The organism is Kribbella qitaiheensis, assembly GCF_014217565.1.
GTDB classification, from domain to species: Bacteria; Actinomycetota; Actinomycetes; order Propionibacteriales; family Kribbellaceae; genus Kribbella; species Kribbella qitaiheensis_A.
In genome coordinates this window covers 2,420,322-2,434,520 of record NZ_CP043661.1, presented here as the reverse complement: position 1 = coordinate 2,434,520, position 14,199 = coordinate 2,420,322, and the positions used below count along the sequence as shown (strand labels likewise).

Here is a 14,199-nt window from a genome sequence, read left to right as displayed (position 1 = left end):
AAACCAGGGCCTAAATCCCTACCTTGACCCGGTGGGTGTTACCTAGGGTGACGTTCACGGGGATGAGGTTCGTGACTGATCGGATCAGGATCGTGATCGTCGACGGGCATACGGTGACGAGGTTCGGGTTGCTCGGAGTAATGGGCGGGCTGTGGGGGGTACGACGGCGCCAGGGTTTACCAGAAGTCGGGCGCCTCCAATCGGGCGCAGGCGTTGATGGCCGGCGTACGGCTCGGCCTGATCAGCGAAGAGCTGGCCGCCGCCGGTTGAACTCAGCCCATCAGTCGGCGCCAGAGGTCGGCCAGCGGGTCGGCGAAGAAGATTGCCAGGAGTGCGCCGGTAATCATGAAGGGGCCGAAAGGCAGCGCGGTCTTGCGGCCGGCGCGGCCGACGGCAATCGCGGCTACTCCGACGACAGCGCCGAGGACGAAGGCGCTGAATCCGCCTATCAGCAAGGCAGACCAGGACAGATAGGCCAGTACGCCGCCCAGTAGGCCGGCCAGTTTGACATCGCCCCAGCCCATTCCTGCCGGGGCGATCAGCACCAGCAGCAGGAAGAGCCCGAACAATGCCGCTGCGCCCAAACCGGCCCTCGCCAGCGGCCACCAATCGTGTTGCCAGGCGGCAGCGCCAATCAGCAGTACCGCGATCACCGGGTACGACGGCAGCACGATCGCGTTCGGCAACTTGCGCAGCTCCAGGTCGATCAACGCCAAGGCGATCCCGATCGCCGCGAACCACATGTACGCCGGTACTGCGGGCAGCCGGCCCGAGTTGGTCCAGGCGCCAGGCGAGCGCGGCGAACAGGAGCCCGGTGCCGAGCTCGATCAACGGGTAGCGGGCGCTGATCGGCGTACCGCAGTCAGCGCAGCGTCCCCGGAGTATCAGCCAGCCCAGCACCGGAACGTTGTGGCGCGCGCGGATCGGCGTGCCGCAGCGTGGGCAGCGTGAAGCCGGGCTGACCACCGACTCGCCGCGCGGCACCCGATGGATGACTACGTTGAGGAACGAGCCGACCGCGAGACCGAGCAAGAACACCAGCAGTAGCAGGGCGATTACCATGGGTGGACCCTCTCGCTCGGTGGCACTGGGTAACCGCGAGACCGGTCGCGAGGGTGGAAAACACCCCTGTGACCGGTGTAACAGAGTGCGGACCTTGAGCGATCATAGTTACAGAAGGTTAATTGCGTGTTCAGCAACCTTCTCCACAGAAGCTGTCGCCATCAATTGCTCGTCCGATCGCGGAGAGCAATGATTGCCGGGGGGAAACATGGCGAAATCAATCACCGTCGTGGTCATCGACGGCCACACGCTCACACGGTACGGCCTGGTCGGGCTGGTCGCCGGGGCCGGGGACATCGAGATCGTGGGCGAGTGCGGTTCGGCCGCGGAGGCCGCCGTGGTCGTGGCAGTCGCCGTCCCTGATGTCGTCGTGCTCGATGTGGCCTTGCCGGACGGCGACGGACTGCGGGTCGCCGCCGAGTTGCGCGATCGTTACGCGGAGCTCGGCATCGTCGTACTGACCTCTAACACCGAGGACCACGTGCTGTTCCGGGCGCTGGAGACCGGTGTCTCGGCCTTTGTCTGCAAGACGGCACCCAACGTCGAGGTGCTGGCGGCGATCCGGCACGCGTCGGTGGCCGCGTGTTCCTTCACGGCGACCGGTCTGGCCGGTGCGCTCGGCCGACGGAGTTCGATCATGGTCGGTCTGACGCTGAGCCCGCGGGAACAGCAGGTGCTGGCGCTGCTGACCGATGGGATGTCGGTGCCGGCCATCGCCCGGTCGATGTTCGTCAGCCCGTCGACGGCCAAGACGTACGTGGCCCGGCTCTACGAGAAGCTCGGCGCCTGCAACCGCGCCCAGGCGATCATGACCGCCCTGCGCCTCGGCCTGATCGAACGCCAACTGTCGGTCCCGGCCTGATCGAAGGCCGGCAGATAGCCGGTGCCGCAGCAAGTAACCGACCGCCGGCGGCTGCCGGGCCGCCTGCAAGACCGACAAGAAGACGTTCAGGTCGCCGTCGAGGCGTACTACGCGAAGAACGGCGCGTACCCCGACCGGCTGGCTCCAGCTCACCGTCGGCGTGAACCAGTTGCTCCGCGACCGCCCCGCCGGTGACGGCTGCACCATCACCCTCGGCGTCAACGGCCTGGTCACCCCGGCCGGCGCCTGCACGTAGTACTCGATGTCGGTGGACCGGCTCGGAGGAGGGCCGGTCCACGGCCCGAAAAGGTGACCTTGAGGAGGGCCACGTTCGAACCCCGGAAGGGATTCCATGAAAGTTCCCGCGCTTGGTAGCCGGGTGGATCTGCTGCTCGAAGAACTCTGGAACGCCGGCGGTACCGGTTCGTTCTGCGTCAGTCTCTCCACCGCGAAGACCTGTGTGGCCCGCCTGTACGAAAAGCTGGGCGCCTCCAACCGCGCCCAGGCGATCATGGCCGCGATGAAGCTGGATCTCCTGGCCGGCAAGCGCCAGTCGGCTACTGTCTCCCGAACCCCCAAAGCTTGTTCGAGAGGCCGCGATGCACGACTCATCCGATACCCCGCCGGCAACCGATCCCGATCCGGCTGGGCAGGCGCTGGACCGGCGGGTCGTAGTACTGGTCGTGTCTGCCGTCGGCACCTGGGCTCCGCCCGGCCGCTCACCTGAGGCCTGGCGCCTGGCCCTTGCCGAGGACACATACGAGGTACTGGCTTCGCTGGACCGCGTAGACGTAGCAGTCGCCGTGGTCGGCGGCGAGGAGTCCTCCGTCGCCGAGGTATCCGCTTTGACCTGGCCCGGCACCCCTGTCTACTCGGTCGGCCCTACTCGTCCGGTCCTTGACGCGCTGTCAGGTGCCGGCCCCGCGGCCGCCGCTGTCGCGGTCTCGTACGACGCCCCCGATCTCCCCGGCCTCCTCATCGGCAAACTCTTCCGAGCCCTCTCGACCGCCGACCTGGCTGTGTGTCCCTCCGAAGACGGCGGCCAGGTCGCCATCGGCGTCAATCTCCCTGTCGCTTCGTGGGTCGTGGCGGCCGAGCCCACCTTTGACACTTCGCTGTCTGAGTTGGAGCAGCTCAAACCCCGCCGGCACGCGGTCGCGATCGGCCCCGGCTGGCACAGAATGCGCTCGCCCGGTGACCTAGCGCGACTGGATCCGGGATTAGAGGGCTGGGACGCGACCCGCGCCATACTTCGCGGTGCTTGAGCCGTCACCTTCTTGGCTCCGACTCGTTTCACCAAGCAACGGGACCTAGCGCCCCGTGTCGGAGGTTCCGTTGCGCTACCGGCGCCCAGGCACGCACCTCACGGCAGCGGAGAAAAGGCCACGATGGAAAACCATCGAGGCCTTCCCTCCGCCACCGCGAGGCACGCACCCGGACACCGCTATCGCTAACGGAACCTCCGACACGGAGCGCTGGGTGTCCTCGAGGTCGTCGTCGTAACTGGGTCTTGCCGGTGCCGTTCAGGGGCGGTGAGATCGGCAGCACCCAGGGAAGGGGGGAACGACGACGACCCGGGGACACAAAACAAACGTGTGCGGACCGGACCACAGGGACCGGTCCGCACACCCGTTTCACCACCGCGATCTCCCGACGCGTTCAAACGCATGTACGCCGAGGCGCCGGCGATCCGCCATCACCCAGTGGCTCTGCGCACCAGTTCCTCGACCGTCCGGTCGATACCGGCAGGCAGCGCATCGACCCCGAACCACGCCAGATCATGCGACTCATCGCTGATCACGTATTCGGTATCCGCCGAAGTAGTCACCAAATACTGAACGTCCAAGTGGAACGCACCCGCGCAACCGCCCGCCAACAACTCATGCCGCGACAACAGCAGCGGCTCGGAGCTGATCACAAGACCCGTCAGCCCGGACTCCTCGGTCGACTCACGCAACGCGGCACCTGCCAGCGTCCTGTCGCCCGCCTCACAATGCCCGCCCATCTGCAGCCAGCGGTTCACCGTCTTGTGCAGCGTCAGCAGCACCCTGCCCCCGGACGGATCCAGGACCAGGGCGCTCGCAGTCACATGCTCAGGCCGGCAACTCCGCCACATACCGTCCTCGTACTGCGCGAGATGCTTGAGGTAACGCTCCCGCAATTCAGCCTGCTCGGCGTCAGGCGGATTCCAGCCGGTCAGCGTCGCAGTAGCGTCGTCATGCAGCGTCACTTGCCGGAATTACCCTCTTCGTTGCCCTCGTCATCTTTCGGCGCGGACGCGTCATCGGCATTCAGGAAGTCCGTGATGTCGATGTCAGCCAGCTCCCCGGCGTGCTGGGCGAAACCGATCGGGTCGTCCAGATCAGTGGCGCTGGGCAACAGATCCGGGTGCGACCAGAGCTCGTCGCGGCCGTCGACTCCCCGGGCATCCCGTACTGCGGCCCACAGGTTCGCCGCGTCCCGCAGGCGCCGGGGCCGCAGCTGAAGACCGACCAGGGTCGCGAACGTCTGCTCGGCAGGGCCGCCCGCCGCGCGACGACGCCGTACGGTCTCGGCGAGTTGCACCGCGGCAGGCATCCGGTCCTTGGTGGCCTCGCGGACCACGTCGTCGACCCAGCCCTCGACCAGCGCGAGCGCGGTCTCGAGCCGGACCAAGGCGGCCTTCTGCTGCTCGGAGTCTTCCGGCTCGAACAGACCGTCGGCCAGCGCCTCCTGCATCGCCTCCGGGTTCTGCATGTCGACGTCGGCCATCGCACGCTCGATCTTGCCGGAGTCGACCTCGATCCCGGCGGCGTAGTCGGCCACCGCGGCGAACAGGTGCTGCCGCAGCCACGGCACACCTGCGAACAGCCGCTGGTGAGCGCACTCGCGGAGCGCCAGATACAGCCGGACGTCCTCGTCGGTGAGCCCCAGGCCTTCGGCGAACTTCGCCACGTTGTCCGGGATCAGTACAGCCTGACCGGCCGGTCCGAGCGGCAGCCCGATGTCGGACGAGCTGACGACCTCACCGGCCAGCTCGCCAAGACCCTGGCCGACCTGAGCGCCGAAGATCGAGCCGCCGAGCTGGCGGAGCATGCCCGCCATCGGTCCGGCCATCTGCTGGGCCTCGGCCGGCAGCGCGCCGCCCATCGCCCCGGCGACGTGCTCGGCGACCGGGTCGACGACCGTCTGCCAGACCGGCAGGGTGTTCTCGACCCACTCGGCGCGGCTCCAGGCAGCGGACGTGGTGGTTGCCTCGGGCAGCGTGGTGGCCGGGTCGAGCCAGTGCTCGGCGAGCCGGACCGCATCGGCGACGCGGTCGCTGTCGGTAGGCGTGACGGAACGGTCTCCGGCGGCGGAGACGGTCTTACGCGCGATGTCCTTCGCCAGGTCCCAGTTCACCGGCTTGCCGTCGGTCGATCCGCTGAGCAGCTGCTGGACCTGCGCGAAGATCGCGTTCAGGTCGGGGGCGCCGCCCGCGCCGGCCGCACCGGAGAACTGCTGGAACATGGCCTCGAACGGAGTTCCCTTGAACGGGTTGTCCGGCTCGTCGCTCATCGGAGTGGGCCTTCCTGTGCAGTGGGGCGTACAACTCCAACGTACTGGCTACCGCGTACCGTTCCTCCATGGGCGAACGTATTCGTACGCTGTGACTTCGCCCGCAACGCGGTGGCCAGTCTCCCGGCACCGGGCACTAGGGGTAAGGAAGAGGTATGACCGAGGCGATCAGGTTGCTCGACATCCGCGAGTCACCGCTGTCCAGCGACGAATTGCTGGCCGCGATCGCCGACCCCTCGGCCGGCGGGACCGCGCTGTTCATCGGCACCGTCCGTAACCACGACGACGACCGGCCGGTCGACGAGCTGACCTACGAGGCACACCCGGACGCGCTCGAGCACCTGCGCAAGGTGGCCGAGCGGATCTGTGCGGACCCGGCGGTGACCGCGCTCGCCGCTGTCCACCGGACCGGCGCGCTCGCGATCGGCGACGCCGCCGTGATCGTCGCTGTCGCCGCCGCGCACCGCGATGTGGCCTTCGCCGCCTGCCGCCGGCTGATCGACGACCTCAAGGCTGAGGTTCCGATTTGGAAACACCAGCACTTCACCGATGGTGCGAGCGAGTGGGTAGGTACTTGCTGACCCGTACGCTGGGCGCATGAAGGTGGCCCGATGAAGGTCCTGGCGTGGCTGGCGTTCCCGCTGGTCGCCACCGTCCTGGCGATGTGCTGGGCGGCTTGGCGTGGGCGGAGCCGTGGTCCGCGCCGGTCCGGTGGCGCCTTCGCCTCGGTGGAGGAGTTCCGCCGCTTCAACGAGGCGGTGGCCGCCCCCGGCCCCGCTCGCCACTCCGGTACCGCGTACAGGGCTGCGCGGCCTCATCCACAAGTTCAAGATCGCAGGGCAGGGTTCGTGACACGTCGTACCGCCACGCTGGTCACCTCGATCGTCGTGCTAGTCATCTCACTCGGACTGGTGACCGTCTTCCCGGTGCCGTTCGTCTCCTTCAGCCCGGGGCCGGTGAAGAACACGCTGGGGTCGGCGAAGAGCAAGCCGGTGATCGAGGTCACCGGCCACGACATCTATCCGACCACCGGTGAGCTCGACCTCACCACGGTGTCGGTGACCTCGCCGGACCGCGACCTCACGCTGCCGCAGGCGATGCGCAACTGGCTCGACCCGCACCACGACCTGTTCCCGCGCGACATCATCTATCCGCCGGAGCAGAGCGCGGACGAGGTGGAGCAGCAGAACACCGCCGAGATGACCGGTTCGCAGGACAGCGCCGTCGCCGCCGCGCTGCAAGAGGTGCCGGTGCCCTTCCACCCGAAGGTGTCGACGGTGTCGAAGGGCAGCCCGGCCGACGGCAAGCTGAAGCCCGGCGACGTAGTACTGAAGGTCGACGGCGTCGCCGCGACCCAGGTGCCGCAGGTCGGTGAGCTGGTCCGTAAGAACAAGGTCGGCGCGGACGTCAGCTTCCTGATCCGCCGTGGCGGCGTCGAGCAGACCGTGGTGGTGAAGGCCGCCGCGACTCCGGGTGATGAGACCCGGCCGATGGTCGGTATCACCATCGGCGTCGATTCGGCCGTGAAGGTCAGCGTCAATCTCGGCCAGGACATCGGCGGCCCGAGTGCCGGTACGGCGTTCGCGCTGGCCATCTACGACAAGTTGACCCCTGGCGCGTTGCTGGACGGCAAGCACATCGCCGGCACCGGAACCATCGACGCACTCGGCCAGGTCGGCGCGATCGGCGGCATCCAGCAGAAGATCGCCGGCGCCAAGGCGGCCGGCGCCACCGTCTTCCTGGTCCCCGGACCGAACTGCGCCGCGGCCCTGCACGCGGGGGTCAAGGACATCCGGCTGGTGAAGATCACCACCCTGCACGAGGCGATCGGCGCTTTGAAAGCATTGGCCAGTGGAACTGGAGACGTCCCGGCATGCACTCCGTAGGACCTGACGAAGAACCCCGCCCCGACGTTTCGACCGCCGGAGCCGGCGCGCTGAGTCAGGCGGTGATCGAGATCGAGAAGCACGTCAGCAGCGCGGGCTGGGACCAGCCCGCGCAGTTGTTCGCGCTGGTCCCGACCGACGAGCTGCTCCGCGCCGAGCCGCAGCTGGCCGCCGAGCTCGGCGCCGATGACGCGGCCCAGCCACTCACCCCGGTCGCCCAGGGCGAACTGCCCGGCGGCATGGACGACGAGCACATCGCCGATGCGCTGGCCCGGATCGAGTGGCCCGAGGGCGTCAGCGGTTGTGCTCTGGTCGTCGAGCGGATCGTGCTCCCGGCCCCGGTCGAATCCGGCCTGCCGGACGCCGAATCCGACGCGGAGCTGGCCCGGCTGGCCGGCAGCGACCCGCGCCGCCACGAGGTACGGATGGTCGCCGGCGTACTGCGCGAGGGCGATCGCTTCGGCGCCGTCCGGCTGCGCACCCATGACGAGGACAGCGCGGTGCTCACCGGCGTCGACTTGGTCCCCACGCTTTGCGAAGTACTGTCATTGACATTCGAGCCTTCGACGGGGAGTTCTCCCGCCGCCGGCGCTGGGGTCGACGGCAGCAGTGACGACGAGGAGAACCGATCATGAGCGACGGCGTCTACGACATGCCGGAGGAGCCGCGCAAATCGCGGCGAACGCCGGGTCAGCGGCCCCGGGCCTTGCTGCCCACGATCGCCACCTTGATCGTGCTGCTCATCCTCTTCAGCGTCTTCACCGACGTCTGGACCCAGCGGCTCTGGTACCGGTCGGTCGACCTCGGCTCGGTCTTCAGCACCGTGCTCGGTACCCGCGTGCTGTTGTTCGTGGTGGTCGGCCTGCTGATGGCGCTCGCCGTGGTCGCGAACGTCGTCGTCGCCTTCCGGACCCGCCCGCGGGTCGCACTCGCTCCGTCGCCGAGCCCCGGCTTCGAGCGGTACGGCGAACTTCTTCAGCAACGCGGCAAGATCGCCGTCGGTGTGCTCGCCACGCTGATGCTCGTCTTCGGTGGTTCGGCGGCGTCGGGGGAGTGGAAGGTCTTCCTCGCCTGGAAGAACCGGACCAGCTTCGGCGTCACGGACAAGCACTTCAACAAGGACATCTCGTTCTTCGTCTTCGACTACCCCTGGCTGCGCGTCCTGCTCGGCTTCGGCTATTCGATCGTCCTGCTGTCGCTGGTCGCCGCGATCATCACGCACTACCTGTACGGCGGGTTCCGCCCGTCCGCGAAGGGGCAGAAGGCCTCCGGCGCGGCCCAGGTGCAGTTCTCGGTCCTGCTCGGCCTCCTCGTTCTGCTGAAGGCGTTCAGCTACTGGCTCGACCGCTTCGGTCAGACCACCGCGCAGAGCAGATTGTTCACCGGCATCTCGTACACCGGTGATCATGCGGTCCTGCCCAGCAAGGAGATCCTCGCGGTCATCGCCGTCCTCTGTGCCGGGCTGTTCTTCGCGAACGTGGTCCGTAAGACCTGGCTGCTCCCGGGCGTCGGCACCGTCGTGCTGATCCTGTCGGCCATCCTGCTCGGCGCGTTGTGGCCGGCTTCGCTCCAGCAGATCCGGGTGCGTCCGAGCGAGCCGGTGAAGGAGGCCTCGTACATCTCCAAGAACATCGAGGCGACCCGGCAGGCGTATGCCCTGGAGAACACCAAGGTCATCAACTACGAGGCGAAGACGACGGTCCAATCGGACCAGTTGGCGGCCGACGCCGAGGTGCTGCCGGGCATCCGGCTGATCGACCCGACCGTGGTCGGCCCGACGTTCGAGCAGTTGCAGCAGGTGCGCGGCTTCTACTCCTTCCCGACCGACCTCGACGTCGACCGGTACAAGATCGGCAACCAGGTCAAGGACACGGTGATCGCGGTCCGCGAGGTGCAGGTCGATCGGCTCCCGGCCGGCCAGCGCAACTGGAACAACGACCACACGGTCTACACCCACGGATTCGGCGTGGTCGCCGCCAACGGCAACCAGCGCGCGCCCGACGGTACGCCGGTGTTCTCCTCCAAGGATCTGCCACCGACCGGTCAGCTCGGCGACTACGAACCGCGGATCTACTTCGGCGAGCAGTCCCCGGACTACTCGATCGTCGGCGGTGCGAAGAACGGCTCGCCGGTCGAGCTGGACACGCCGGAGGGCAAGAACGGCGGCGATCCCACCCTGAACACCTATCAGGGCAAGGGTGGCGTCCCGGTCGGCTCGTTCGGGAACAAGTTGCTCTACGCCACCAAATTCCGGGACGCGAACATCCTGCTGTCCAGCCGGCTGAACACCGATTCGAAGATCCTCTACGACCGGACCCCGCGCGAGCGGGTCGAGAAGGCGGCCCCCTGGCTGACCCCGGACGGCGATCCGTATCCGGCGGTCGTCGACGGTCAGGTCGTCTGGATCGTCGACGGCTACACCACCTCGGCGAACTACCCGTACTCCGAGAAGGTCGCACTCGACGACAGCACTCGCGACAGCACGACCGGCAGGGGCACGATCGCGCAGCAGCCGAGCGAAGAGATCAACTACATCCGCAACTCGGTGAAGGCAGTCGTGAACTCCTACGACGGGTCGGTCGACCTGTACGCGTGGGACGAGAGCGACCCGGTGCTGAAGACCTGGATGAAGGCGTTCCCCGGCACGGTCAAGCCGCGATCGGCGATCTCGCCTTCGCTGAAGTCCCACCTGCGCTACCCCGAGGACATGTTCAAGGTGCAGCGCGACCTGCTCGCGAAGTACCACGTGACGGACTCGACCACCTGGTACCAGAACAGCGACCTGTGGCGGGTGCCTGCCGACCCGACCCAGGGTGCGGCCTCGGCGGATTCTTCGACCATCTTCCAGCCTCCGTTCTACCTGTCGTTGCGGATGCCGGATCAGACCGATCCGAAGTTCTCGCTGACCTCGGTCTATGTACCGAACGCCGAACGAGAGAACCTGACCGCGTTCATGGCGGTCGACTCCGAAGCCTCGTCACCGGACTACGGCCAGTTCCGGATCCTCCGGTTGCCCGGGAACCTGCAGATACCGGGTCCAGGACAAGTCGCGAACAAGTTCCAGACCGACGACGCGATCAGAGCGGCCCTGTTGCCGATCAACCAGCCCAGCAGCGGCGCCAGAGCGCAGTACGGCAACCTGCTGACGCTGCCGCTGGGCGGCGGTCTGCTCTATGTGCAACCCGTTTACTCGGTCCGCACCAGTGGACCAGGTAGTTATCCGGTCCTGCGGTACGTGCTGGTCAGCTTCGGTGATCGGGTGGCCTTCGGGGCGACCCTGCAAGAGGCGTTGACGAAGGTCTTCAATGCCGAGGTCAGCACCGGTGAGCAGGATCCGAGCGACAAACCGACCAATCCACCGGCCAACCAGACGATCAAGCAGGCCCTCGCCGAGGCGCAGACGGCGTACACCGCAGCCCAGGCCGCGCTCAAGAGCGGCGACCTTGCCGGCTACCAGACCCAGGTCAACAAGATGAAGGCAGCGATCGACCGGGCGGTGGCAGCAGGTGCCGTCGTGACGCCGTCGACAACGCCGACGCCGAACCCGACCGGGACGCCGACAGGAACTCAGTCCACTCCGACTACACCGTCGAGCCCACCAACCTCACCGACCGGCTGATCGTTTCTCCTCGGGCCCCGCACCTCCTCTGGTGCGGGGCCCGAGTGCGTTTGTCCACAGGTCTGAAATCGCTCGCCGAAATCAGCCCCGACAGCGGCAACTTCTAAGGCAAGAAGGACGCCTGCAGCAGGGCAGGCGCCGGTTCCGCCTAGGAGGCAGCCATGTCGCATCACTCCACCCCAGCCCGTACCGCGCCAGTCGGCTCAGCTCGTACTGCGAGGTCCCGCGCCTCGCGGGCGACTCGCCGTATCGTGGGCGGCGGCCTGATCGGTGTCGCGACTGTCACCGGCCTGGTGGCAGCACCGGCGGCCGCGGTAGGCCTGGATCCACGGGCAGGTGCCCATCAGGTTTCCCCATCGACTCAGCAGAGGGCGTGCACCTTGGACGGATTCGTCATCGAGCAGCTGCCCGGCGGCATCGGTTCGCCGAGCGACTTCGAGTACGAGTGGGAGGACGTCAGCTTCCACAGCAGGGTTTGGGAGACCGGGCCCGACCCGGAAGGGGCCACGGTGGTGGACCTGACGGTGAAGACCGTCCGGGGCACCAAGCTGACCGATCTCAGTGAGCTCCGCGACTTCCTGACCGAGTATCACGAGCAGGATCCCGCCGAGTGGAAGCTCACGCCCGTCACGGTCGGAGGGTACGACGGGTATCTGGCGGCGGACCAGGTGTTCTACTTCGTATCGCCCGGCGTCGCGGCGGAGGTGTCGATCGACCGGACGCGGTTCAGCGAGGACGATCTGCTGACGACCGCGGGTGGGTTCCACCCGGAGGCCTCGTCGTCCTGACCTCTGCCGGCGGATGGCTGGGTGCTGACGGCTAGGTGCTGAAGGCAACGAAACGGGCGGCGACGCCGAGTGCGTAGGCGTCGCCTCCCGGTCCTCAGAGGATCGAGTTCGCGCTGACGGTGAAGCCGGTATTGACTGCTGCTCCGGCGTTGGTGAAGCAGTTGACGTCCCGGACGATCAGGTCAGGTCCGGCCGTGTTGGTCCAGAAGGTGTTCAGCCCGCAGAAGTTCGGGTTCGCGCCGTAGGCCGTCACCTGGACGGTGTTCTGGGTGAAGCCGATCTTCGGAAACGTCACCAACGACAACCCTGGGCCCGCCGAGATGATCGTGTTCGCGCCGAGACCGAGGACCGAGTTCAGGTTCGTGGTGGGTGGCCCGGCCGGTGGCTGGTTCAGGAAGTAGCCGAAGTATTTCGGTGGGATCGCCGCGCCGTACAGGGAGACCTTGTGCTGGTACGTCAGCGTGAACCTGGTGTTCAGCAACGCGCCGGCGGCGTTGAAGCAGAGCACCTTCACGTCCTGGCCGGCGCCGGTGGACGCCCAGGTGGAGACCTTGCAGCGAGCGCCGGTCGCGGTATTGACCGCAGTAGCTTGCAGGCTGCCGTCCTGCGGTCCACCCGTCACCAGACCGGGGAACCGCACCAGCCATTGACCGGTGCCACCTGGTGTCGAGGTGTTGCCGGCGCCGGTCGAGTTGAACTGGCTGACAAGTGCGCCGGTAGCCGTCGAGTCGACGTACCCGTAAAGACCCGATGACGGTCCGCCCGACGCTCGTACGAAGAAGGCGCTGAAGCTGGACGGATCCAGTACCCCACCGGCGCGGTAGCAGCGAATGTTGACGATCTCGTCCGGGCCGGACTGGGCCCAGTTCTCCGCCTGGCACCAGTGCGGTGCGTTGTTGACCGCGGTGACGTGGACGACGCCGTTCGGCGCACCTTGACCCGGGAACTTGACCTGGTACCGGCCGACGCCGATCGGAATCACAGTGGTCGCGGCCGGCCAGGTGCCGAAGGCGACCGGAGCGGCCGCGGTCTGGTTCCACAGCACCCAGGCCTTGCGGTCGGGGACAGCGGCGTCAGCAGGGCTGACGCTGGTGAGAAACGTTGCCAGCATCAACAGACATGCTGCGAGGCGGGCAGGCAGAAACGATCTGGACATGATTCCCCCCTTAGGAAACGATCCTTACGAACAGTTACTGAGGGGATGTAAACATGCACGTACAGCGATGGCAATAGCTCATTGTGAACACTCGTGTACAGAGCGTTTGATTCAGTCAGTGCCCAAGCAGGCGGTGCAGGCGATGAAACGTTTGGACGAATCCGAGACTCGGCCAAGCCCTCGAAGACAGCAGGTTCGTCACCCGCCAGTCCGTCACGACGCAGTCGTAGCCGACCTCAGCTGCCCAGTTCAGCACGGCCTCACCCAGCGCTCGCCCCGCGCCGATACCCCTGGCATCTGGGAAGACGGCTGCGAAACTGAGGAACGCCGCGTTGTCAGGCCGAGCCAGGCCGCTGTGTGCACTCGACTTCTCCAACGAGCAGCCGACCGACATGCCAACCACGCGACCGTTGTACTCGGCAACAAATGTCGTGTACGACCGATCGTCGATGTCCTCTTCCCACTCGGCCAGCGCCTCCTCCAGAGTGCCTACTTCGCCGGCAGAGAACACGGGCGACAATCCCTGATGCTGCGGCAACACCAGCTCGAGTTCTGCCAGCACTGCGACGTCGCTCCTTGTAGCACGTCGTACCAGAAGCTCCGGGTGCTCGCCGTACGGCGTATGAGGCACAGCCCGCACCGCGTGCGCATGCTGCGACCCAAAACCCAAGCGGAACCAGGCATCGATCAACCCTGCATCGTCTGGCACCACCGCGTAGTGTGCCGTTAGCCCCTGCTCGAACCACCTGGTTGCTGCATCCCCATAGAGATCCCGCACCTTCTCCGGATCCCGTACCGCGTGCCCCGCGCGCTCCACCCACACGTTGGCCCCCCAAACCGGCGACGGCTTCGGGGCCCCCAGCAAATACCCGGTGACCTCGCCCCCCTCCACCAGCACCGACCCCGAAGCCCCCTCAACCTCCCAAGCCGCAGCAACCTCTGTGACGGCAACGGCCGGATTCTCATACGCAGCCGGCAACAACGGATGCTCCCTGCGATGCCGTCCATGCCGCTCTGCCAGCAACCGCCCAGCAACCCCCACATCAGCCGCCTCAAACGGCCGCAACGCAAGTCGAGACATACTCGGACGCTACGCCCCGCACCCCACCACCCGACACGGGATTTCCCCGCTCCAGAGACTCACCGCCACTCGATTTGGTCGCAGGGCCCAAACTCCCTAAACTAGACACACAACGGCGCGGGGTGGAGCAGCTCGGTAGCTCGCTGGGCTCATAACCCAGAGGTCATAGGTTCAAATCCTATCCCCGCTACCACTGAAGGCCCTCTGA

General features: G+C 66.9%; 12 protein-coding genes, 1 tRNA gene and 1 pseudogene. 8 read left to right on the top strand and 6 right to left on the bottom strand.

Annotated elements, in window-relative coordinates; all coding sequences use genetic code 11:
* Positions 1–272: 272 nt before the first annotated feature.
* Both F1D05_RS38790 and F1D05_RS42925 read right to left on the bottom strand, forming a co-directional pair.
* Positions 273–743: a prepilin peptidase gene (locus tag F1D05_RS38790; protein ID WP_206686171.1), complete on the bottom strand. Its 471-nt coding sequence runs from the start codon at positions 741–743 to the stop codon at positions 273–275.
* A 52-nt stretch (positions 744–795) separates the two neighbouring features.
* Positions 796–1,062 (bottom strand): annotated as a pseudogene (locus tag F1D05_RS42925) (prepilin peptidase); the annotation flags it as partial.
* A 208-nt stretch (positions 1,063–1,270) separates the two neighbouring features.
* Between F1D05_RS42925 and F1D05_RS11070 the strand changes: the two are divergent.
* Both F1D05_RS11070 and F1D05_RS11065 read left to right on the top strand, forming a co-directional pair.
* Entirely contained in the window at positions 1,271–1,924 is a 654-nt protein-coding gene (locus F1D05_RS11070; RefSeq protein WP_185447384.1) for a response regulator transcription factor, read from the top strand.
* A 599-nt stretch (positions 1,925–2,523) separates the two neighbouring features.
* Positions 2,524–3,189: a DUF2064 domain-containing protein gene (locus tag F1D05_RS11065; protein ID WP_206686170.1), complete on the top strand. Its 666-nt coding sequence runs from the start codon at positions 2,524–2,526 to the stop codon at positions 3,187–3,189.
* A 431-nt stretch (positions 3,190–3,620) separates the two neighbouring features.
* Here the strand turns inward: F1D05_RS11065 and F1D05_RS11060 are convergent, their stop codons facing one another.
* Positions 3,621–4,154 carry an NUDIX hydrolase gene (locus F1D05_RS11060; protein ID WP_185447382.1) on the bottom strand — a complete coding sequence of 178 codons (534 nt, stop codon included), beginning with the start codon at positions 4,152–4,154 and terminating at the stop codon, positions 3,621–3,623.
* Entirely contained in the window at positions 4,151–5,461 is a 1,311-nt protein-coding gene (locus F1D05_RS11055) for a zinc-dependent metalloprotease (RefSeq protein ID WP_246486592.1), read from the bottom strand. The genes F1D05_RS11060 and F1D05_RS11055 overlap by 4 nt, the downstream gene beginning before the upstream one ends.
* A gap of 155 nt (positions 5,462–5,616) precedes the next feature.
* Between F1D05_RS11055 and F1D05_RS11050 the strand changes: the two genes are divergently transcribed.
* The 5 genes from F1D05_RS11050 (at position 5,617) to F1D05_RS11025 (ending at position 11,754) form a co-directional block, all read left to right on the top strand.
* Positions 5,617–6,042, top strand: coding sequence for a molybdenum cofactor biosynthesis protein MoaE (locus F1D05_RS11050; RefSeq protein ID WP_185447380.1), 426 nt, complete (start codon positions 5,617–5,619; stop codon positions 6,040–6,042).
* 30 nt (positions 6,043–6,072) lie between these two features.
* A complete protein-coding gene (locus F1D05_RS11040) occupies positions 6,073–7,347 on the top strand; it encodes a YlbL family protein (RefSeq protein ID WP_246486591.1) in 1,275 nt (424 codons plus the stop codon).
* The gene (locus F1D05_RS11035) at positions 7,335–7,982 is read left to right on the top strand and encodes a PPA1309 family protein (RefSeq protein WP_185447376.1); all 648 of its coding nucleotides are present in this window, start codon (positions 7,335–7,337) and stop codon (positions 7,980–7,982) included. Before F1D05_RS11040 ends, F1D05_RS11035 begins: the two co-directional genes overlap by 13 nt.
* Positions 7,979–10,966 (top strand): UPF0182 family protein, encoded by a 2,988-nt coding sequence (locus F1D05_RS11030; protein ID WP_185447374.1) that lies wholly within the window; start codon positions 7,979–7,981, stop codon positions 10,964–10,966. The genes F1D05_RS11035 and F1D05_RS11030 overlap by 4 nt, the downstream gene beginning before the upstream one ends.
* Before the next feature lie 161 nt (positions 10,967–11,127).
* The gene (locus tag F1D05_RS11025) at positions 11,128–11,754 is read left to right on the top strand and encodes a hypothetical protein (protein ID WP_246486590.1); all 627 of its coding nucleotides are present in this window, start codon (positions 11,128–11,130) and stop codon (positions 11,752–11,754) included.
* A 94-nt stretch (positions 11,755–11,848) separates the two neighbouring features.
* Here F1D05_RS11025 and F1D05_RS11020 read toward each other — a convergent pair whose 3' ends face one another.
* Positions 11,849–12,910, bottom strand: a complete 1,062-nt coding sequence (locus F1D05_RS11020) for a hypothetical protein (RefSeq protein ID WP_185447372.1) — start codon at positions 12,908–12,910, stop codon at positions 11,849–11,851.
* Between the two features lie 115 nt (positions 12,911–13,025).
* Entirely contained in the window at positions 13,026–13,619 is a 594-nt protein-coding gene (locus F1D05_RS40050; RefSeq protein ID WP_246486589.1) for a GNAT family N-acetyltransferase, read from the bottom strand.
* Between the two features lie 488 nt (positions 13,620–14,107).
* Here F1D05_RS40050 and F1D05_RS11010 point away from each other — a divergent pair.
* Positions 14,108–14,184: transfer RNA gene (locus tag F1D05_RS11010), tRNA-Met, on the top strand.
* Positions 14,185–14,199 lie beyond the last annotated feature (15 nt).

Coding starts and splice junctions, on each gene's coding strand:
- F1D05_RS38790 (WP_206686171.1), bottom strand. CDS start 743: ATGTGGTTCGCGGCGATCGGGATCGCCTTGGCGTTGATCGACCTGGAG.
- F1D05_RS11070 (WP_185447384.1), top strand. CDS start 1,271: ATGGCGAAATCAATCACCGTCGTGGTCATCGACGGCCACACGCTCACA.
- F1D05_RS11065 (WP_206686170.1), top strand. CDS start 2,524: ATGCACGACTCATCCGATACCCCGCCGGCAACCGATCCCGATCCGGCT.
- F1D05_RS11055 (WP_246486592.1), bottom strand. CDS start 5,461: ATGAGCGACGAGCCGGACAACCCGTTCAAGGGAACTCCGTTCGAGGCC.
- F1D05_RS11050 (WP_185447380.1), top strand. CDS start 5,617: ATGACCGAGGCGATCAGGTTGCTCGACATCCGCGAGTCACCGCTGTCC.
- F1D05_RS11040 (WP_246486591.1), top strand. CDS start 6,073: ATGAAGGTCCTGGCGTGGCTGGCGTTCCCGCTGGTCGCCACCGTCCTG.
- F1D05_RS11035 (WP_185447376.1), top strand. CDS start 7,335: ATGCACTCCGTAGGACCTGACGAAGAACCCCGCCCCGACGTTTCGACC.
- F1D05_RS11030 (WP_185447374.1), top strand. CDS start 7,979: ATGAGCGACGGCGTCTACGACATGCCGGAGGAGCCGCGCAAATCGCGG.
- F1D05_RS11025 (WP_246486590.1), top strand. CDS start 11,128: ATGTCGCATCACTCCACCCCAGCCCGTACCGCGCCAGTCGGCTCAGCT.
- F1D05_RS11020 (WP_185447372.1), bottom strand. CDS start 12,910: ATGTCCAGATCGTTTCTGCCTGCCCGCCTCGCAGCATGTCTGTTGATG.